Annotated in this window: 14 protein-coding genes; 7 read left to right on the plus strand and 7 right to left on the minus strand. The window is 63.2% G+C overall.

What is annotated here, in order from left to right; genetic code table 11:
• Positions 1 to 106 precede the first annotated feature (106 nt).
• Entirely contained in the window at positions 107 to 838 is a 732-nt protein-coding gene (locus tag ROG8370_RS02800) for a calcium-binding protein (RefSeq protein WP_085825557.1), read from the plus strand.
• A 128-nt stretch (positions 839 to 966) separates the two neighbouring features.
• On the opposite strand, the gene ROG8370_RS02805 is transcribed toward ROG8370_RS02800, so the two are convergent.
• Positions 967 to 2,187 carry an FAD-dependent monooxygenase gene (locus ROG8370_RS02805; protein ID WP_085825558.1) on the minus strand — a complete coding sequence of 407 codons (1,221 nt, stop codon included), beginning with the start codon at positions 2,185 to 2,187 and terminating at the stop codon, positions 967 to 969.
• A complete protein-coding gene (locus tag ROG8370_RS21230; protein ID WP_281252685.1) occupies positions 2,184 to 2,315 on the minus strand; it encodes a hypothetical protein in 132 nt (43 codons plus the stop codon). Before ROG8370_RS21230 ends, ROG8370_RS02805 begins: the two co-directional genes overlap by 4 nt.
• 307 nt (positions 2,316 to 2,622) lie before the next feature.
• Here ROG8370_RS21230 and ROG8370_RS02810 point away from each other — a divergent pair, with 307 nt between their 5' ends.
• Complete coding sequence (locus ROG8370_RS02810) at positions 2,623 to 3,621, plus strand: LysR family transcriptional regulator (protein ID WP_170925163.1); 999 nt, start codon at positions 2,623 to 2,625, stop codon at positions 3,619 to 3,621.
• Here ROG8370_RS02810 and ROG8370_RS02815 read toward each other — a convergent pair.
• Positions 3,618 to 5,138 carry a trimethylamine methyltransferase family protein gene (locus tag ROG8370_RS02815; RefSeq protein WP_085825560.1) on the minus strand — a complete coding sequence of 507 codons (1,521 nt, stop codon included), beginning with the start codon at positions 5,136 to 5,138 and terminating at the stop codon, positions 3,618 to 3,620. The genes ROG8370_RS02810 and ROG8370_RS02815 overlap by 4 nt on opposite strands.
• Positions 5,139 to 5,322: 184 nt before the next feature.
• Between ROG8370_RS02815 and ROG8370_RS02820 the strand changes: the two genes are divergently transcribed.
• The 5 genes from ROG8370_RS02820 (at position 5,323) to ROG8370_RS02840 (ending at position 12,466) form a co-directional block, all read left to right on the plus strand.
• On the plus strand, positions 5,323 to 7,758 hold the full coding sequence (locus ROG8370_RS02820; RefSeq protein ID WP_085825561.1) for a GcvT family protein: 2,436 nt from the start codon (positions 5,323 to 5,325) through the stop codon (positions 7,756 to 7,758).
• Positions 7,759 to 7,842: 84 nt separating this feature from the next.
• Positions 7,843 to 8,304, plus strand: a complete 462-nt coding sequence (locus ROG8370_RS02825) for a (2Fe-2S)-binding protein (RefSeq protein ID WP_085825628.1) — start codon at positions 7,843 to 7,845, stop codon at positions 8,302 to 8,304.
• A gap of 3 nt (positions 8,305 to 8,307) precedes the next feature.
• Complete coding sequence (locus ROG8370_RS02830) at positions 8,308 to 10,548, plus strand: xanthine dehydrogenase family protein molybdopterin-binding subunit (RefSeq protein WP_085825562.1); 2,241 nt, start codon at positions 8,308 to 8,310, stop codon at positions 10,546 to 10,548.
• A 52-nt stretch (positions 10,549 to 10,600) separates the two neighbouring features.
• Positions 10,601 to 11,653 (plus strand): AbrB family transcriptional regulator, encoded by a 1,053-nt coding sequence (locus ROG8370_RS02835; protein WP_085825563.1) that lies wholly within the window; start codon positions 10,601 to 10,603, stop codon positions 11,651 to 11,653.
• A gap of 57 nt (positions 11,654 to 11,710) precedes the next feature.
• Positions 11,711 to 12,466: an SDR family NAD(P)-dependent oxidoreductase gene (locus tag ROG8370_RS02840; protein ID WP_085825564.1), complete on the plus strand. Its 756-nt coding sequence runs from the start codon at positions 11,711 to 11,713 to the stop codon at positions 12,464 to 12,466.
• Positions 12,467 to 12,469: 3 nt separating this feature from the next.
• On the opposite strand, the gene ROG8370_RS02845 is transcribed toward ROG8370_RS02840, so the two are convergent.
• The 4 genes from ROG8370_RS02845 to ROG8370_RS02860 all read right to left on the minus strand — a co-directional run bounded on the left by ROG8370_RS02845 (position 12,470) and on the right by ROG8370_RS02860 (position 16,466).
• The gene (locus ROG8370_RS02845) at positions 12,470 to 13,234 is read right to left on the minus strand and encodes an ion channel (RefSeq protein ID WP_085825565.1); all 765 of its coding nucleotides are present in this window, start codon (positions 13,232 to 13,234) and stop codon (positions 12,470 to 12,472) included.
• A gap of 55 nt (positions 13,235 to 13,289) precedes the next feature.
• Complete coding sequence (locus ROG8370_RS02850; protein ID WP_085825566.1) at positions 13,290 to 15,113, minus strand: ABC-F family ATP-binding cassette domain-containing protein; 1,824 nt, start codon at positions 15,111 to 15,113, stop codon at positions 13,290 to 13,292.
• A 77-nt stretch (positions 15,114 to 15,190) separates the two neighbouring features.
• Positions 15,191 to 15,934 (minus strand): GNAT family N-acetyltransferase, encoded by a 744-nt coding sequence (locus ROG8370_RS02855; protein ID WP_085825567.1) that lies wholly within the window; start codon positions 15,932 to 15,934, stop codon positions 15,191 to 15,193.
• A gap of 76 nt (positions 15,935 to 16,010) precedes the next feature.
• On the minus strand, positions 16,011 to 16,466 hold the full coding sequence (locus tag ROG8370_RS02860; RefSeq protein WP_085825629.1) for an outer membrane protein assembly factor BamE: 456 nt from the start codon (positions 16,464 to 16,466) through the stop codon (positions 16,011 to 16,013).
• Between the last annotated feature and the right edge of the window lie 33 nt (positions 16,467 to 16,499).

Genomic DNA, 16,499 nt, shown 5'->3' on the forward strand with positions numbered 1-16,499 from the left:
CTTCTCGCTCAGCATCGACCCCGTCAACGACGCGGACGGGATTGTCACCGGCACCGCCGGGGATGACAGGATCGACGGTGACTATGTCGACACCGACAATGACCGGGTGACGGCTGGCGATGACACGCTCAGGGGCGGCGGCGGCGATGACATCCTGTCTGGCGGCACCGGGGCGGATGCGCTTAACGGTGGCGCAGGGTTTGACCTGGCCAGCTATGGTGATGCTGACGCAGGCGTGCGCGCCGATCTATTGATCGCCTTGCGCAATGGCGGTGATGCCAAGGGAGACCGCTTCCACAGCATCGAAGGCCTTGAAGGCAGTGCCTTCAACGACCGACTTTATGGCGATATGAGCGACAATCTCCTGATTGGCAATGACGGCCATGACAGTCTCTTTGGTCGACGTGGCGATGACACGCTCGACGGGGGCGCAGGCCATGACCATCTGTTTGGCGGTACAGGCAGAGATGTTCTGTTCGGTGGCAAGGGCAAGGATTATCTCGACGGTGGATGGGACGATGATGTCTCGTCCGGCGGTGCAGGTGGCGACATCCTGAACGGTGGCGCGGGACGCGACACTGCGGACGACTCGGGCTCTGGCGAAGGCGTAAGCATCAACCTTGGCGGATTCGGCTGGGGTTGGGCCGCATGGGGCCGCAACACCGGAACATCGGGCGGCGATGCCACTGGCGACAGGCTGATCTCGATCGAGAATATCACCGGCTCGGGGCATGACGACACCTTGACCGGCGACCGGGGTGCAAATGTGCTGGCCGGTGGCGAGGGCGACGACATCCTGACCGGCGGGCACGGCGCGGATAGCTTCGTGTTCGTCTAAGTCCGGCAAGCCGGTAAAGTTTCACACTGTAAAAGGCCAGATCCAGGCCCTTTTGCAGTGTGCTGACTTGGCGGGCGACCGCCAAGCCGAGCTGGCCGGGCCTTGCCCGTCTTGGCCAATGCCCATCCTTACCGGGCCCGGAGCCGCGCGACCCCGGCTTGATCCAATGGCGCCTTGCGGGTGTCGAAATCATGAATCCAGCCAAACTCTTCCGGGAAATGCCGCAACCGCCGGGCCCGTGCCTGCAAATCGGCATCATCGTGCAAATGCAGCACCTCATTGGTCGCCGTGGCGCTTTTCTGGATCGCGGTGGTGCGCAACCGACGCCGAGCGGCGAACCGGGTCAACAGCCCTTCGGTGTCCGACAGCCCGTCGTGCGCGATCATCCGGGCCAGGGTGACCGCATCCTCGATCGAGGTATTGGCCCCCTGCCCGTGGTGCGGCACCATCGCATGGGCCCCGTCACCGATCAGGACCGCCCGGCCCTTGTGCCAATGGCGCAGCGGCTTGGTGACGAACAGGCCCCAGCGTGCGAACATATGCGACTGGGCAATCATTTCGGTCACGGCCTTGTCCCAGCCCTTGAATGGCTTGAGATGGTCGTCGCGCGTGGCCTCGATCACCCAGCGGTTCATATCGGGCCAGTCGGCCGGGCCTTCGGTGACGGCAAAGTAATTCACGTCGCCGCCCTCGGGACCGATGGCATAATGCAGCAGATGCGCATCCCGGCCCATCCAGAACTGAATCGCCTGCGGGTCCGGCAGGTGGGGCAGGCATGTGGCCGGAACGATACCGCGAAACGCTGATGTGCCGGAATACCGGATCGCCCCCGACCCCGCCACGTGGTCGCGCACACGGCTCTTGATGCCGTCCGCCCCGATCACCAGATCGACGAGGGCGCTGTCCTGGCGCGAAAAATCCAGCCGGATGCCCTGATCCGTTTCGCTCAATTCGCTCAGGCGGTGATCAAGCCGGATCACATCGCCTTGCAACTGCGCGCGCATGACGCGTTGCAGGGCGGCGCGGTGAATTCCGAAATAGGGCGCCCCGTAAGCTGCGCGATAGGCGCCGTTCTTGCGTACCGGGTGGGCCGCGATGCGGGTCTGGTCGCGCCAACCGCGCCAGATAAGTTCGCTCGGCTCGCAGGAGGCCGCCTGCAGCCCCGGCAGACAGCCAAAGCGCGCCAACTCACGCGATCCGTTGGCAGACAGGGCGATGGCCGCGCCGATCTCGGTCAGGGCGTCGGCTTGCTCGTAGATCGTGAAGGGGATGCCAGCCTCTTGCAGGGCCAGCCCGCAGGCAAGCCCGCCGATCCCGGCCCCGATAATGGCGATGCGAGGAGGTGTCATGTCATGTCCCTTTCGGAAAGATTGCGGGCAAGGCGGGCGGCGCGACCTGCAATGATCGCGACACCGATGCCCCACAACGCCGAGCCGATATCCCACAAGGCAGGCCCGGATGCGGTATTGCAGATCATGGCGTGGTCCGCGTCCTGCCTGTGGCGGGATACTGGCAAACCGGGCGTGGCCACTCAATGCTGGCGAAAGTATCACCCAATACCGACACTGGGGTTTGCGCGCCGATATGGCGAAGTGACAAAGTTGGCCGGATGCGAGGTGGCCCGCCGAAAGAGCGGGGCGCCGGTCCCGTCGCCACCAAAGAAGGTGCCACCAAAGCCTGAGCCCGTCGCCCGTTCGATGCTGACCCGGGTAACGCCTGCTTACGTGTTGCCGCGGCGTCGGCTTTGCCATAGCTTCGAAAAAGTCGAATCTTTAGGGGGTAGCGTGGACCGGTCCAATCTAAGCCTGAAGTGGCTTGAAGTATTTCAGGCCATGGCGCGCAGCGGCTCTGTTCGGGAGGCGGCGAAGCGCCTTGATATCTCGATCAGCACGGTATCGCACCACCTTACCTGTCTGGAGCGCGCGGTTGGCCGCCCTCTTGTCGACCACCACAAAAGACCGATGGCGCTGACCCCGGAAGGCGCCAGCCTGCTGCAGCGGGTCGATGAATCGCTCTGGCTGTTGCGTAAGGGCGTATCAGAGGTCTGGTCGGATGATCCGGGCACGCTGGTGCGGCGCCTCAAGATTGCCTCGGTCGAGGAGTTTGACACCTGCGTCATGCCCGCCCTCGCGACGCAGGTGTCGCAAACCCTGCGCGCCTGTGACCTCTCGTTCCTGTCGCGCCCGAGCCATGACATCCTCACCCTGCTGCAAAGCGAAGAGATCGACTGTGGCATCGCCTCGGCTTCGGAATTCACGGCGACGCGGTTGATTGAAACCCCGTTGTTGCGCGACCCCTACGTTCTTGTGGTGCCGCGCGCACGCCCCGAGGATGCAAGGGCTTATCTTGAGGGGGCGTCCGGCCTGGCGTTCCTGCGCTACAGCAAGCAGCAACTCATCGGCCGCCGGGTCGAGGCCCAGTTGCGCAGGCTGCGGCTTGATATCCCGTCGCGGCTTGAATTTGAAAGCACCTCGACGATCATGTCGCTGATCGCCAAGGGCCGGGCCTGGACCATCACGACGGCGCTGAACTATGCCTGCGCCGACCGGTTTCACGCCGACACCCAGGCGATGGCCTTTCCCGACGCGGGCTTTGTGCGCCAGATTTCCCTGTTTCGGCGCGAGGATTTGCCCGACGCCCTGTTTAAGGTCATCGAAACCTCGCTGCGCCCGCTTGTCCAAAGCCTGATGATTGATCCCATCGTCCGGCAGGAGCCATGGCTTGGCGGCGAATTCCGCCTGACCGGCCCCGAGGCCATCACCGGGCTTGCGACCGGCCCCTAGGGCGCGAGGATATCGAACATCCCACGGATCGCGCGATCCTGATCCCGTGAAAGATAGGCCGGGTGATGCTCGGCCAGAATGCTGCGGGCGCGGTTGCGCGCGACGCCCCAGATATCGGGCGCGCCATTCTCGTGCCATGTGATCGGCGGATCGCGGTCGGCGAGACTTGGATAGAGATAGTCGCGTTCCATCGCGGCATAGGTTTGCGCCGCGCCCAGAAAATGCCCCTCGCCGCGCACCGTGGCACAGATCGCCTCAAACCCGAGCGTGTCGTCATTGACCTCGATCCCGCGCAGGATGCGATAGATATTGCCGTTCATCTCGTCATCAAGCACGAAGCCCTCAAAGCTCACCCCCAACAGCGAGGCGGTCATGCCCGCGCTTTCATAGATCAGGTTCCCGCCGGCAAGCGCGGCGGCAAGCGCCGTCAGGCCCTTTTCCGCGCCATATTGCGCATCAATCGCCTTGGCGTCGGTCATCGAGGCCGCCACGCCGGACGGCAGGCCAAGCCAGTTCGATATCTGCGCCGAGGCCGCATTCAACACCGAGATTTCACCACCGCCCCCGGCGAAGGATCCGGTGCGCAGGTCGATCACCAGCGGCCAGTTGGAAAACACCATCGGATGGCCGGGGCGGATGGCATGGACCATCACGAGGCTGGCCAGGGTTTCGGCCAGCGATTGCGCCAGAAACCCCGCCAGGGTGGCCGGCGCCGTCGCCCCCGATTGCGCGGCGGTGATGCACGACAGCGGGATGTTATGCGCGATGCAGGCATAGACCACATCCACCGCATCCTCGCCAAAGCGCATCGGCGAGATCACCGGGCTTATATGCGCCTTGAGAAACGGGCGGCGGGCAAACATCCCCTGCCCGCCCGCCGCGATATCAAGCATGTCCACAATCGGATCGACATGCCCGGCCAGCGTAAAGGCGGTCGCGACCGGCTTGGTGGTGTGGCGGATCAGGGCATAGGCGGTGTTCACATCAAGGGCAAAAACATCAGGCACATCCGTGGCCACGCAACAGCGGGTGAACCAGCTTACATTGGCAAGCGTGTCCTGAAGCCGGGTAAAGTCATGCAGGTCCCGAAGGGTCGAGGGGCGATAGCGCCCGGTCTCGATATCAAGCGTCTGAACCGCCGCGCCACCGGTGCCAAAATGCACCCGCTCGCCGCCAACCTCGATGGACCGCTCCGGATTGCGCCCATGCAGGACAAAGGTCTTGGCCGCGCGCGCGATCGCGTCTTCCACCAGCGACGCGGGAAAGGACAAACGGCCGTCGCCCCTCACCACCGCCCCCGCCGCGATCAGGTCGCGGGCAAGCCGCTCGGGCACCTCGCCCATGCCAAGCTCGCTCAGCAATCGCAGGGCGGTTTGGTAGATCGCCTCGATCTCTGGCGCAGAAAGTGGCGCATAGCGGCCACCGATCTGACCGGGCGGACAGGGATTGGCCGGGGGCGCGCTGCGCTGCGCGAGCTTTTCGCGCCGCCCGCCCGTTCGTCGCCCACCTGCTGCCATGCGCTGTCTCCCGGTTATCTGGCCCACCTGTCATCTCAGACGCGCGGCACGCCGAAAGGCAAGTCAAACCTGCCAGTGCCGCAAAAATCCAATCTTTGTTTCGAATTTTTCGAACAAGAGGATCCGGACTTGCAGATCAACGCGCGCTGCCCCGACTATGGCCGCGACAAGGTCAGGAGAGATCATGAAAACGCGCACCAAGGTTGTGGTCATCGGCGGCGGCATCGCCGGCTGTTCAACGCTCTATCACCTCACCCGGGAAGGCTGGAGCGATGTCATGCTGCTTGAGCGTGACGAGCTGACCTCGGGCACCACATGGCATTCCGCCGCGCAGGTCACCAATTTCGGCATGACCCAGACCATGGTCGGCCTCAAGAGCCACTCGATCCGGCTCTATAAGGAATTGGCGGACGATCCCGAGTATCCGATCAACTATCACCACGGCGATGGCGGTATCCGGTTGGCCAATACCCCTGAGCAGATGGATGGCTATCGTCATTTCACCTCGATGGCGCGGGGCATGGGGGTAGACTTCGAGGTGATCGACGCAGAGGAATGCGCGCGCCGACACCCGCTTATTTCAACCGACAACCTGATTGGCGGGCTCTGGGACCCGCTGGACGGTGATATTGATCCCGCACAGCTCTGTCAGGCGCTGGCGCGGCGGGCGCGCAAGGCCGGCGCTGAAATCCATCGCCATACCCCGGTGACCGGGCTGCGCCAGCTTGCCGATGACACCTGGAGTGTCGAGACCCCAAAGGGCGAGATCCATGCCGATATCGTGGTCAATGCCTGTGGTTACCGGGTGAACGAGGTCGGCGCGATGATGGGCGTGCATCACCCTGTCATGTCGATGGAGCATCAGTATTTCATCACCGATGACATCCCCGCCATTCTTGAGGCCGGACATCGCATGCCGCTTATTCGCTGCCCGATCAGCGATTTTTACTCGCGGCAGGAAAAATCCGGGCTTCTGGTGGGGTTTTACGAACAGGATTGCCGCACATGGGGCATGGACGGGATTGATCCGCATTTCTGCAATGATCTTTGCCCCGATGACCTTGACCGGATCACCGATGTGCTTGAGGGCGCCTTTGCGCGCATGCCGGCCCTCACCGAAGTGGGCATCAAATCGGTGGTGAACGGGCCAATCACCTATACGATGGATGGCGCGCCGCTGGTCGGGCCGATCCCCGGCAAACGCAACGCTTTTTGCATCATCGGCCTGCGCGCGGGTCTTGGCGAGGGGGGTGGCCATGGCTGGCTTCTGGCGCAGCAGATTGTCCACGGCGAGGCCTGTTATGACACCTGGATGCTTGATCCGCGCCGCTTTACCGGCCACGCCAATGTCGAGCTCTGCGCGCTCAAGGCGATTGAGGATTACCAAAACGAGTTTCGCTTTCACTTCCCGCACGAGCATCGCCCGGCGGGCCGCCCCGCCAAGACCACGCCGCTGACCGCAGTTCTGGCCGCAGAGGGCGCTGCGTTTGGCGTGGTGACCGGCTGGGAGCGGGTCGATTACATCAAACCCGACCCTGGCTTCACCGAAACCCACGGGTTTCGCTTCAACGAGGTGCACGATGTTGTCGGTCAAGAGGTGCGCGCGGTGCAGAGCGGCGTCGGCCTGACCGAGGTCAGCGGGTTCAACAGGTTCGAGATCACCGGCAAGGATGCACATGGGTTTCTCGACCGGATGATCTGTGGCCGGGTGACGCGCAAATCCGGGCGTGTGGGCCTTGGCTATCTGCTCAATCACCACGGCATGCTCAAGGGCGAGGCGACCATCGCCAACCTGCCCGATAGCCATACCGGCCCTGCGCGCATCTGGTACGGCTCGGCGGCGGCGGCGGAATATCACGACATGGATTGGCTCACGATGCATGTGACCGAGGGCATGGATGTGCAGATCCGCTCGCTTACCAACGACTGGACCATCCTTGTGGTGGCAGGCCCAAAGGCGCGCGACGTGCTGTCGGCGGCGGCGCGCGGCGATTGGTCAAGCACGGCCTTTCCCTGGCTGTCGGTGCGCGAGGCCTTTATCGGCATCGCCCCTGCGGTGGTCATGTCGGTGAGCTTTTCAGGCGAATCGGCCTATGAAATCCACGTGCCGAACGCCCATCTTCACGCCGCCTATCTGGCGCTGCGCACCGCCGGGGCGGCGCATGATCTGCGCCTCTTCGGGTCGCGCGCGGTCGAGTCCATGCGCCTTGAAAAGGGCTATCTGCACTGGAAATCCGATCTTCTGACCGAGTTTGACCCGTTTGAAACCGGGCTTAGCCGGTTCGTGAAGATGGACAAGCCCGATTTCATCGGCAAGGCCGCTCTTGAGGCCCGCCAGAGCGATGGCCCGCGCAAAACGCTGGTCACTCTCAGCCTTGAGTGCAGCGACCGCGCCGCCACCCCCGGCGCATCGGTGATGCACGGCGGCGCTGTGATCGGCACGATCACCTCCGGCGACTGGGGGCATCGCACCGGGCTTAACCTTGGGCTGGGCTTTGTCAATCCGACGTTTGGCGCGCCGGGCACAGTGGTCAGCGTGGACCTGCTCGGCGATCTGATCCAGGCCCGCGTGATTGCGCCCTGCCCCTATGACCCCGACACGACCCGCCCCCGGCAATAGCCGGGCGCGGCGCCGTGAGCGCTGGACACCTAAACCAAACAGTTTATGTTTCGCCCCGAAGAGACCGCGAAAAGGGGCAGGCGCGTGAAGCTGACGGTGAATGGCACGGGACATGACATCAAGGATGTGGAACCCGAGATGCCGCTTTTGTGGGTCTTGCGGGATGAATTGGGACTAACCGGGCCAAAATACGGCTGTGGCATCGCGCAATGCGGCGCCTGCACCGTGCATATCGACGGCGTCGCGGTACGCTCCTGTCAGGTGGCTGCGGGCGATGTCTGGGGGGCGGTCACCACCATCGAGGGGCTTGGCACGCCCGAGGCCCCGCACCCGGTTCAGGCCGCCTGGATCGAGCATCAGGTGGCGCAATGCGGCTATTGCCAGTCGGGCCAGATCATGCAGGCCGCCAGCCTCTTGGCCGAGACCCCAGCCCCGAGCGACGCCGATATTGACGATGGCATGTCGGGCAACCTGTGCCGCTGTGGCACCTATCCGCGCATCCGCGAAGCGGTGAAAACCGCCGCCGCCAAGCTGAGCGGGGGATAGGTCATGGCAGGTCTCAAAACCATCGCCCGGCGCACATTCCTGATCGGCTCTGCCGCCATTGTCGGGGGCGTCGCCTTTGGCGTCTATAAATACAAGACCCCGCCTGCCAATCCCTTGCTCGATGACCTGCCCGAAGGGGCGGCGGCGCTCACGCCTTATGTTTTGATCACGCAGCAGAGCATTACCCTGATCACACCACGCGCCGACAAGGGGCAAGGCGCGATTTCCGTGCAGGCGGCCTTGATCGCCGAGGAACTGGATGTCGAGCTTGACCAGATCAAGACCGACCCCGGCCCGCCAAGCCCGGCCTATTACAACACCGCCCTGTCGGGGGATGCGGTGCCGTTCCGCTCGACCGACGATAGCGTCCTTGCCGAAACCACGCGCGCGGTGATGGATGCGCCGATCAAGTTTCTCGGCCTGCAAATCACCGGCGGCTCGACGACGGTGCCGGATGGCTATGACAAGCTGCGCATGGCCGGGGCGGTGGCGCGCGAAACGCTCAAGGAGGCGGCGGCGCAAATCCACGGGCTTGACGTGGCCGCCCTGATCACCGAGCGCGGCGCGGTGATCCTGCCCGATGGCACGCGCGTGCCCTATCAGGCGCTTGCCAGCACCGCCGCCACGCTTGAACCGGCAACCGAGGTCACCCTGCGTGCGCCCGAGCAATGGCGCTTGCTCGGAAAACCGATGCAACGCGTTGATATCGTGTCGAAATCCACCGGCACGCAGGATTATGGCATCGACCAGGACCACCCCGGCATACTCCACGCCGCGATCCGGCTTAACCCGGCGCAGGGCGGTGAAATGCGCGGGTTTGACGCCAGCGAGGCCGAAAAGATGCGCGGTGTGGTCAAGGTCGTGCCCCTGCCCGGCGGCATCGGCGTGATTGCCGACAACACATGGCGCGCCTTTCAGGCGGCCTTGGCGGTCGAGGTCGATTGGGGCCCGGCGCCCTATCCGGCCGAAATGGACGGCCATTGGACCGCCCTTGGCGAGAGTTTTACGCCCGCGCACCAAGACAGCCAGTTTCGCGACGCGGGCGATGTTGACGCGGCCCTGAGCCAAGGCGGCGACCTTGCCGTTGAGTACCGCGCGCCCTACCTCGCGCATGCGCCGCTAGAGCCGGTCAATGCCACCGTGCTTGTCGGCGAGGGCCGGGTTGACGTCTGGACCGGCACGCAAATCCCGCGTTTCGTTCAGAAAAACGTCGCGCTCCTGACCGGGATCGACGCCGAGAACGTGCATATCCACGCCCTGATGATCGGCGGAAGCTTTGGCCACCGGCTTGAGGATGACGTGGTGCGCCATGCCACCACGCTGGCGATGGCGATGCCCGGCACGCCGATCAAGCTGACTTATTCGCGCGGAGAGGACATGACCCACGACTACCCCCGTCAGATCGCCATGGCGCGCGGTCAGGGCCGGGTCAGCAACGGTCAGGTCGAAACCTTTGACCTTGGCATCGCCATGCCCTCGGTCATGGCCTCGCAGATGGGCCGTCAGGGCCTTCCGGCAGCGGGGCCGGATCTTCAGATCGTGGCCGGCGCCTGGGATCAGCCGTTTGATATCGCCAATTACCGCGTCACCGGCTATCGCGCGCCGGAATTGGCGCCGATCAGCTCCTGGCGCTCGGTCGGGGCCTCGTCGAACGGGTTTTTCCATGACTGCCTGCTGGATGAGCTGATCCATGCGGCGGGGGCCGATCCTTTGGCCGAGCGGCTTCGCCTGTGCAATCACGCCCCCTCTCGCGCGGTGCTCGAGGCGGTGGGCGAGATGTCGAACTGGGGCGGTGCCCTTGCGGCGCGCCAAGGGCGTGGCGTGGGTTTCTGCCTGTCGTTCGGGGTGCCCTGCGCGCAGGTGGTCGAGGTCAGCGAGACCGACGCAGGCATCAAGATCGACCGGGTGTTCGTGGCCGCCGACGTGGGCCGCATCCTCGATCCGGTGAATTTCGAGGGGCTTGTCAAAGGCGGCGTGATCTTTGGCCTTGGCCATGCGATGAATTGCGAGATCACTTATGCCAGTGGCGCCGCCGAGCAGGAGAATTTCGACAGCTTTCCCGGCATGCGGCTTTATCAATGCCCCGAGATCAAGGTGCACGGGCTTGAGAGCGCCAACAAAATCCGCGGTATTGGCGAGCCGCCCGTCCCCCCCGCCGCCGCCGCGCTTGGCAATGCGATCTTTGCCGCCACCGGCACGCGGCTTCGGGAAATGCCGTTCAGCAAGTTTGTCGATTTTGCCTGACCCGCGCCGCGCCCTCTTGCGGCGGGGCGCGCGCGGTGCTTGAACTGGGGCCATGCGCCACCTGATCACAACCCTTGCCCTGCTTGCGCTTTCGGCCATCTCTGGCGGGCTGGCGCAGGTGATTGGCGTGCCCCTGCCCTTCATGCTCGGGCCGTTGGCGGTGTCGGCGGTTGTGGCCACCCTTCTGCCGCACCGCCTGCCCGAGGGCTATGGCTTTCCGCCGCGCCTTAGGCTTTTGTTCATTGCCATCATCGGGCTGATGATCGGGGCGCAGGTCACGCCGGAGCTCTTCACCGAAGCGCATGATTTCATGTATAGTTTTGGCGCGCTGACGGTGTTTGTCGTGCTGGCCCATGGCGCGGGTTATGGCATCTTTCGCCACCTTGGCGGCTATGATCCGGTCACCGCCTTTTACGCAAGCACCCCCGGCGGGCTTTATGAATCCATCGCCCTTGGCGAGGCGGCCGGCGCGGATATGACCCGGCTCATGCTGCAACAATTCCTGCGGGTGATCGTGGTGGTGACGGCGGTGCCGATCGGCCTGTCGCTCTGGCTTGGCACGCCGGTCGGAAGCTCGGCCGGCATGACCTTGGCGCGCCCGGATGTGCCCCTGTCCGACCTTGTGTTGATTGCGCTTGCCGGGGTGGCGGGCCTCGGGCTTGGGCATGTTTTGCGCCTGCCGGCCGGGCAATTGACCGGGCCGATGGCGCTTGCGGCTCTGTTGTCGCTGACCGGGGTGCTTGGACTTGAGATTCCGCAATGGCTGGTGAACCTGGCGCAGATGGTTCTGGGCACCGCGCTTGGCATGCGCTTTACCGGCCTGAGCCGGGGGATGATCGCGCGCGGCGCGGCGCTGTCGGTGGTGTCGGTGGCGGTGATGCTGGCGCTTGGCGGGGTCTTCGCCGCGATCCTGCACCGGATCACCGCAGAGCCGGTGGATGTTCTCCTGATAAGCTTTGCGCCCGGCGGGGTGACCGAAATGGCGCTTGTCGCGCTGAGCCTGAATGCCAACCCGGCCTTTGTCACGCTGCATCACATCTATCGCATCCTGCTCACGGTGCTTGGGCTTGGGGTGATCACCCGCCTGCGCGAACGTCGGCTTTGACAGGGGCGCGCGCAGGCGTTATCTGAACATATGTTCATTTACTGAAGGGAAGCCGCCATGCGCATTCAGGACACAGCCGCGATCATCACTGGCGGGGCCTCGGGCCTTGGCGAGGCCACCGCACGCCACTTTGCCGATATGGGCGCGAAGGTCACCCTGCTTGATCGCGACGCCGAGCGCGGGCAAAGCGTTGCCGCCGACATCGGCGCCACCTTCGTTGAAACCGATGTCACCGACGAGGCCTCGGTCGCCGCCGCTATCAGCGCCGCCAAATCCGCCATGGGCCGGATCACTGCCGCCGTAAACTGTGCCGGGATCGCCACCGGTGAAAAGACCCTCGGGCGCGACGGGCCGCACAGCCTTGCGGGGTTCAAGCGCACCATCGACATCAACCTTGTCGGCACCTTCAACGTGGCCCGCCTTGCCGCCGCCGAAATCGCCCAGAACATAGCCGCTCCCGATGGCGCACGCGGCGTTATCATCAACACCGCCTCAATCGCGGCCTTTGACGGGCAAAAGGGCCAGGCGGCCTATGCGGCGTCAAAAGGCGGGATTGTCGGGCTCTCGCTGCCGATGGCGCGTGATCTTGCGCGCGACGGTATCCGGGTGATGGCAATTGCGCCCGGGATTTTCATGACGCCAATGCTCAAGGGCCTCCCGCAAGAGGTACAGGACAGCCTTGCGCAGGATGTGACCTGTCCCAAGCGGCTTGGCGATCCGGCGGAATATGCCGCGCTTGCGCGCTTTATCATCGAATGCGGCTATCTCAACGGCGAGGTGATCCGGCTTGATGGCGCGTTGCGCATGCAATAGCCGCTAGTCGGCGCCCTCGGTCTCGATCTTGAGTTCGTGGCCGCAATGCTTGCAATGGATAGCATCCGGGTCATGGCGCGTCAGCCCGCAATCGGGACATTTGTAGCGCACCTTGGCGGGTGTAAAAATTGCCTTGGCCAGCCGCAGAAAAAGACCCACGCCAACCACCATGATCCCCACAGACAAAAGCCGACCAAGGCCGCTTGTCATGGTGATATCGCCAAACCCGGTCGTCGTCAGGGTCGCGACCGTGTAATAGAGCGCGTCGACATAGGTCTCTAGCCCCGGCTCTTTGCCGCCGCGCAGGATAAAGACGATGGCCGTCATCGCGAAGATGAACACCGTCAGGTTCACCGCCGCGACAATCGCGTCTTCATGATACCGGAACACCGCCGAATCACGGCGCAGGTCGCGCAAGAGGTGATAGGAATGCACCAGCCGCAGCGCCCGCATCAGCCGCAACATCGCAAGCCCCTGCCCCATGAACGGCGCCGCGATAAGCGAGAACAACACGATGATATCCACGATCACGTAAATCTGGCGCAGGTGGCGCAGTTTGTCGGGCGCGATCCAAAGCCGACAGAGCAAATCGGCCAGCACCAGAACCGCCACACACAAATCCACGGCGATCAGGGTGGGCGTGAACGGCATTGCCGCCGTGGCCAGAAAGAACAGGATCGTTACCGCATCAAAGATCAGCAAAGCATAGCGAAACCGCGTGGCGCGCTTGCTGCGGCCCTCGTAAAGCAGGCGAATCCTGTCTTGCATCTGCACCGGCTCCTGTTTGGCACTTCCCCTAAAAGCTAAGGGATGGGCGCAAAAATCAACTCTCGGATTCGGCCTTTTCCGCCAGGCCAAGCCATTCTTCTTCGGCCTCGGCCAGCATTGTCTGGCGCGAGGTCAATGCCTCGGTCGCCTTCTTGAACTTGATCGGCTCGCGGGTGAAAAGCTCGGGATCGGCCAGTAGCTCTTCAAGCTTTGCCATCTCGGCCTGAAGCCGCTCCATCACCGCCGGCAGTTCTTCAAGCCGGTGCTTTTCGGTGAAGGACAGCCGTGACTTGGCCGCCTTCTCCTGCTTTAACTCTGCCTTGCCCTGCTTTGATTTATCTTGCTTTTTATCGCCATACGGCGACATTCCAGCGCTGCGCTGAGCGCGATAATCGCTCCACCCACCGGCATAGGCCGTGGCGCGGCCGTCACCCTCCATCGCGATGGTCGTGGTGGCGACGCGGTCAAGGAAATCACGGTCGTGGCTGACCAGAAGAACGGTGCCATCGTAATCGTCAAGCAATTCCTGCAACAGGTCGAGCGTTTCGATATCAAGGTCGTTGGTCGGTTCGTCAAGCACCAGAAGATTGCTTTCCCGCGCCATCAGCTTGGCCAGCAAAAGCCGGGCTTTTTCGCCGCCTGACAAGGACTTGACCGGCGCGCGGGCCTGACGTTCGTCAAACAGAAAATCCTTGAGATAGCTGACCACGTGGCGCGGAGCGCCGCGTACCATGATCTGATCGGCCTGCCCCGAAACGCGCATCTCGGCATCCCCGGTCAGACTTTCCCAAAGCGTCATTTCCGGGTGAAGCTGCGCGCGGGCCTGATCAAACACGGCAGGCACAAGATTGGTTCCCAGAACAACCTTACCTTCATCGGGCTCGATCTCTTTCAGCAGCATTTTCAGCAAGGTCGTCTTGCCCACGCCATTGGGGCCGACAAAGGCAACGCGGTCACGGCGCTGAATCTTGATGCTGAAATCTTTCACGATGAGCTTATCACCGTAACCCTTTGAAATATCTATCGCCTCGATCACCTTGCGGCCCGAAGACGGCCCTGCCTCAAGCGCCATTGCGGCGGTACCCTGACGTCGGATCTGGCCCGCGCGTTCGGCGCGCAGGTCTTGCAAGGCGCGCACGCGGCCCTGGTTGCGGGTGCGCCGGGCGCTGATTCCCTCGACCGCCCACCGGGCTTCGGACTTGATCTTGCGATCAAGCTTGTGGCGCTGCATGTCCTCGTCTTCCCAGACCTTGTCGCGCCAGGCCTCGAAATGCTCGAAACCGGTTTCTTGACGTCGGGTCATTCCCCTGTCAATCCAAAGGGTTGCGCGGGTAAGTTCACGCAGAAATGCGCGGTCGTGGCTGATCAGGACAAAGCCCTTGCGGGTCTGTTTCAGCTCGGCTTCAAGCCAGCCGATCGCCTCAATATCAAGGTGGTTGGTCGGCTCGTCGAGCAGCATCAGGTCAGGCGCCTCGGCCATCAGCTTGGCCAAGGCAGCGCGCCGCCGCTCACCTCCCGAGGCCGTGGCAACAGGGCGGTCAGGATCGAATTTGAGCCCTTCGCCGGCCATCTCGACCTTGTACATCTCGGAGGCATCCAATTCGCTGACCGCATAGTCACCAAGCGTGGTAAAGCCCTTCATATCAGGCTCTTGCTCCATGTACCCCACGCTAATGCCGGGGGTCACGACGCGCACGCCCTTATCGGGTTCGACCAGCCCTGCCATCACCTTGAGAAGGGTGGATTTCCCCGAGCCATTGCGCCCGACAAGAGCAACCCGGTCACCGGGTTGAACCACAAGCGAAAGGTCATGAAATATCGGCTCACCCCCAAAGGTAAGCGAGATATCGGTGAGCTGAAGAAGAGGTGCGCGTGCCATGAGAGCGGGCTATCTCGGGGCCTCGGGGGCGTCAAGCGAAAGGGTGGCCTCGCCGCGCTTTCCGCATGGAACGCGCCTCAGGCCCCGGCCATCGCGCGCAACAATCGCTTGCGTACCGGTGGAATCGCCCCGATTTCAACGCCGGTAAAGACATGAAGCGTATTCATCCGCTCGTCGATGACCGCATGATCGCTGACCCATCCGCCCATCACCAGATAGCTGCGCAGCAGGGGCGGCATCGCCCGAAGCGCCTGTTTGGGGTCAGGGGTGTGCCCCTCAAGCCCCTCGGCAAATCGAAAGACGCCGGGCGCGCCGACCCGCGGACGCCACTGTTCGGGGGCGCAATGACGGTCGCGCAGCAAGGCAAAGCTATCGCGATAGGGCGCAGGATCGGTGCCCTGAAAGGACGAACAGCCAAACAGCATCTCAACCCCGGTCCGATCCACATGACGCGTCATCGCCGCCCAGGCATGGCGCAGGATATCGGGGTCCTGTGCGCCGGGCAGGATGCAAAAGCGCCCCAGCTCTGCCATCGGGCCCGGAAAACCGGAAAGTGGTGATAAATCATAAAATTGCGCGGCATAGCTCTTGTGGATTTCGCCACCGCTGGCCAGCGGCAAAAGGCGGAAACACCCGACCAGCCGTGCGCCGCTCTGTTCTTCGATCAGGAAATGGGTGCAGGGCGGATCAAACGCGTCGCAATCCAGATCGCCCTCTGCCACCGGAGCAAACGCCAGATGTCGCAGGCGCTGTGCTGCGCGGATGTCTCTCGCATCCTGCGCCACGCGCACCCGATATCTTGTGCTTTCAGAACCCGCCATGATGCCACCCCATAAGGCCTGAGTGACCCTAATAGCGAGCGATCTGGCGCACAAGCGATCACGCCATGGTCAAAGATCAGTTAAACGCGTCAACCGGGTTCAAATTGCCAAAGTTGCCGAGCATCTGGCGCAGGAAGCCGTTGTTGACCACAGACGAATCAGTCACACGGCGCGACAGCGGCACAAGATTGCCATCGGCCAGGTCAAAGCGCTCGATATTGGCAATCGTGTTGTCCCCGTTAAAAGAAATCGCCAGAATCTGACGCTCGACCACCTCGGGGCGATACATGCCGAATTCGCGAATCCGGCTGCGGACGTAATAGTAATTTCCATCCCCCAGCATGCCCGACAAAGACGGCGGGCCAACGGTATCGTCCACTGTGGCACGGGTATCGACGCCCACGACAAGGTTTTGCAGATCCTCGTCATGCGGAACGTAACCATGATTTCTATAGGTCGCCGAACAGGCGGTCACGACGATAAGACAGCAAAGCGCCATGGCGCTGACCACCCGGTTTCTGATAGCTGTCATCTCTGCCCTCTTGTCTTGGCCCAACGCGGCTTT

It is taken from the genome of Roseovarius gaetbuli (genome assembly GCF_900172365.1).
Lineage (GTDB): Bacteria > Pseudomonadota > Alphaproteobacteria > Rhodobacterales > Rhodobacteraceae > Roseovarius > Roseovarius gaetbuli.

Excerpts from the sequence above, each read along its gene's own strand:
- ROG8370_RS21230 (WP_281252685.1), bottom strand. The coding sequence starts at position 2,315 with ATGATCTGCAATACCGCATCCGGGCCTGCCTTGTGGGATATCGGCTCG.
- ROG8370_RS02855 (WP_085825567.1), bottom strand. The coding sequence starts at position 15,934 with ATGGCGGGTTCTGAAAGCACAAGATATCGGGTGCGCGTGGCGCAGGAT.
- ROG8370_RS02835 (WP_085825563.1), top strand. The coding sequence starts at position 10,601 with ATGCGCCACCTGATCACAACCCTTGCCCTGCTTGCGCTTTCGGCCATC.
- ROG8370_RS02840 (WP_085825564.1), top strand. The coding sequence starts at position 11,711 with ATGCGCATTCAGGACACAGCCGCGATCATCACTGGCGGGGCCTCGGGC.
- ROG8370_RS02860 (WP_085825629.1), bottom strand. The coding sequence starts at position 16,466 with ATGACAGCTATCAGAAACCGGGTGGTCAGCGCCATGGCGCTTTGCTGT.
- ROG8370_RS02830 (WP_085825562.1), top strand. The coding sequence starts at position 8,308 with ATGGCAGGTCTCAAAACCATCGCCCGGCGCACATTCCTGATCGGCTCT.
- ROG8370_RS02820 (WP_085825561.1), top strand. The coding sequence starts at position 5,323 with ATGAAAACGCGCACCAAGGTTGTGGTCATCGGCGGCGGCATCGCCGGC.
- ROG8370_RS02850 (WP_085825566.1), bottom strand. The coding sequence starts at position 15,113 with ATGGCACGCGCACCTCTTCTTCAGCTCACCGATATCTCGCTTACCTTT.
- ROG8370_RS02805 (WP_085825558.1), bottom strand. The coding sequence starts at position 2,187 with ATGACACCTCCTCGCATCGCCATTATCGGGGCCGGGATCGGCGGGCTT.
- ROG8370_RS02815 (WP_085825560.1), bottom strand. The coding sequence starts at position 5,138 with ATGGCAGCAGGTGGGCGACGAACGGGCGGGCGGCGCGAAAAGCTCGCG.
- ROG8370_RS02845 (WP_085825565.1), bottom strand. The coding sequence starts at position 13,234 with ATGCAAGACAGGATTCGCCTGCTTTACGAGGGCCGCAGCAAGCGCGCC.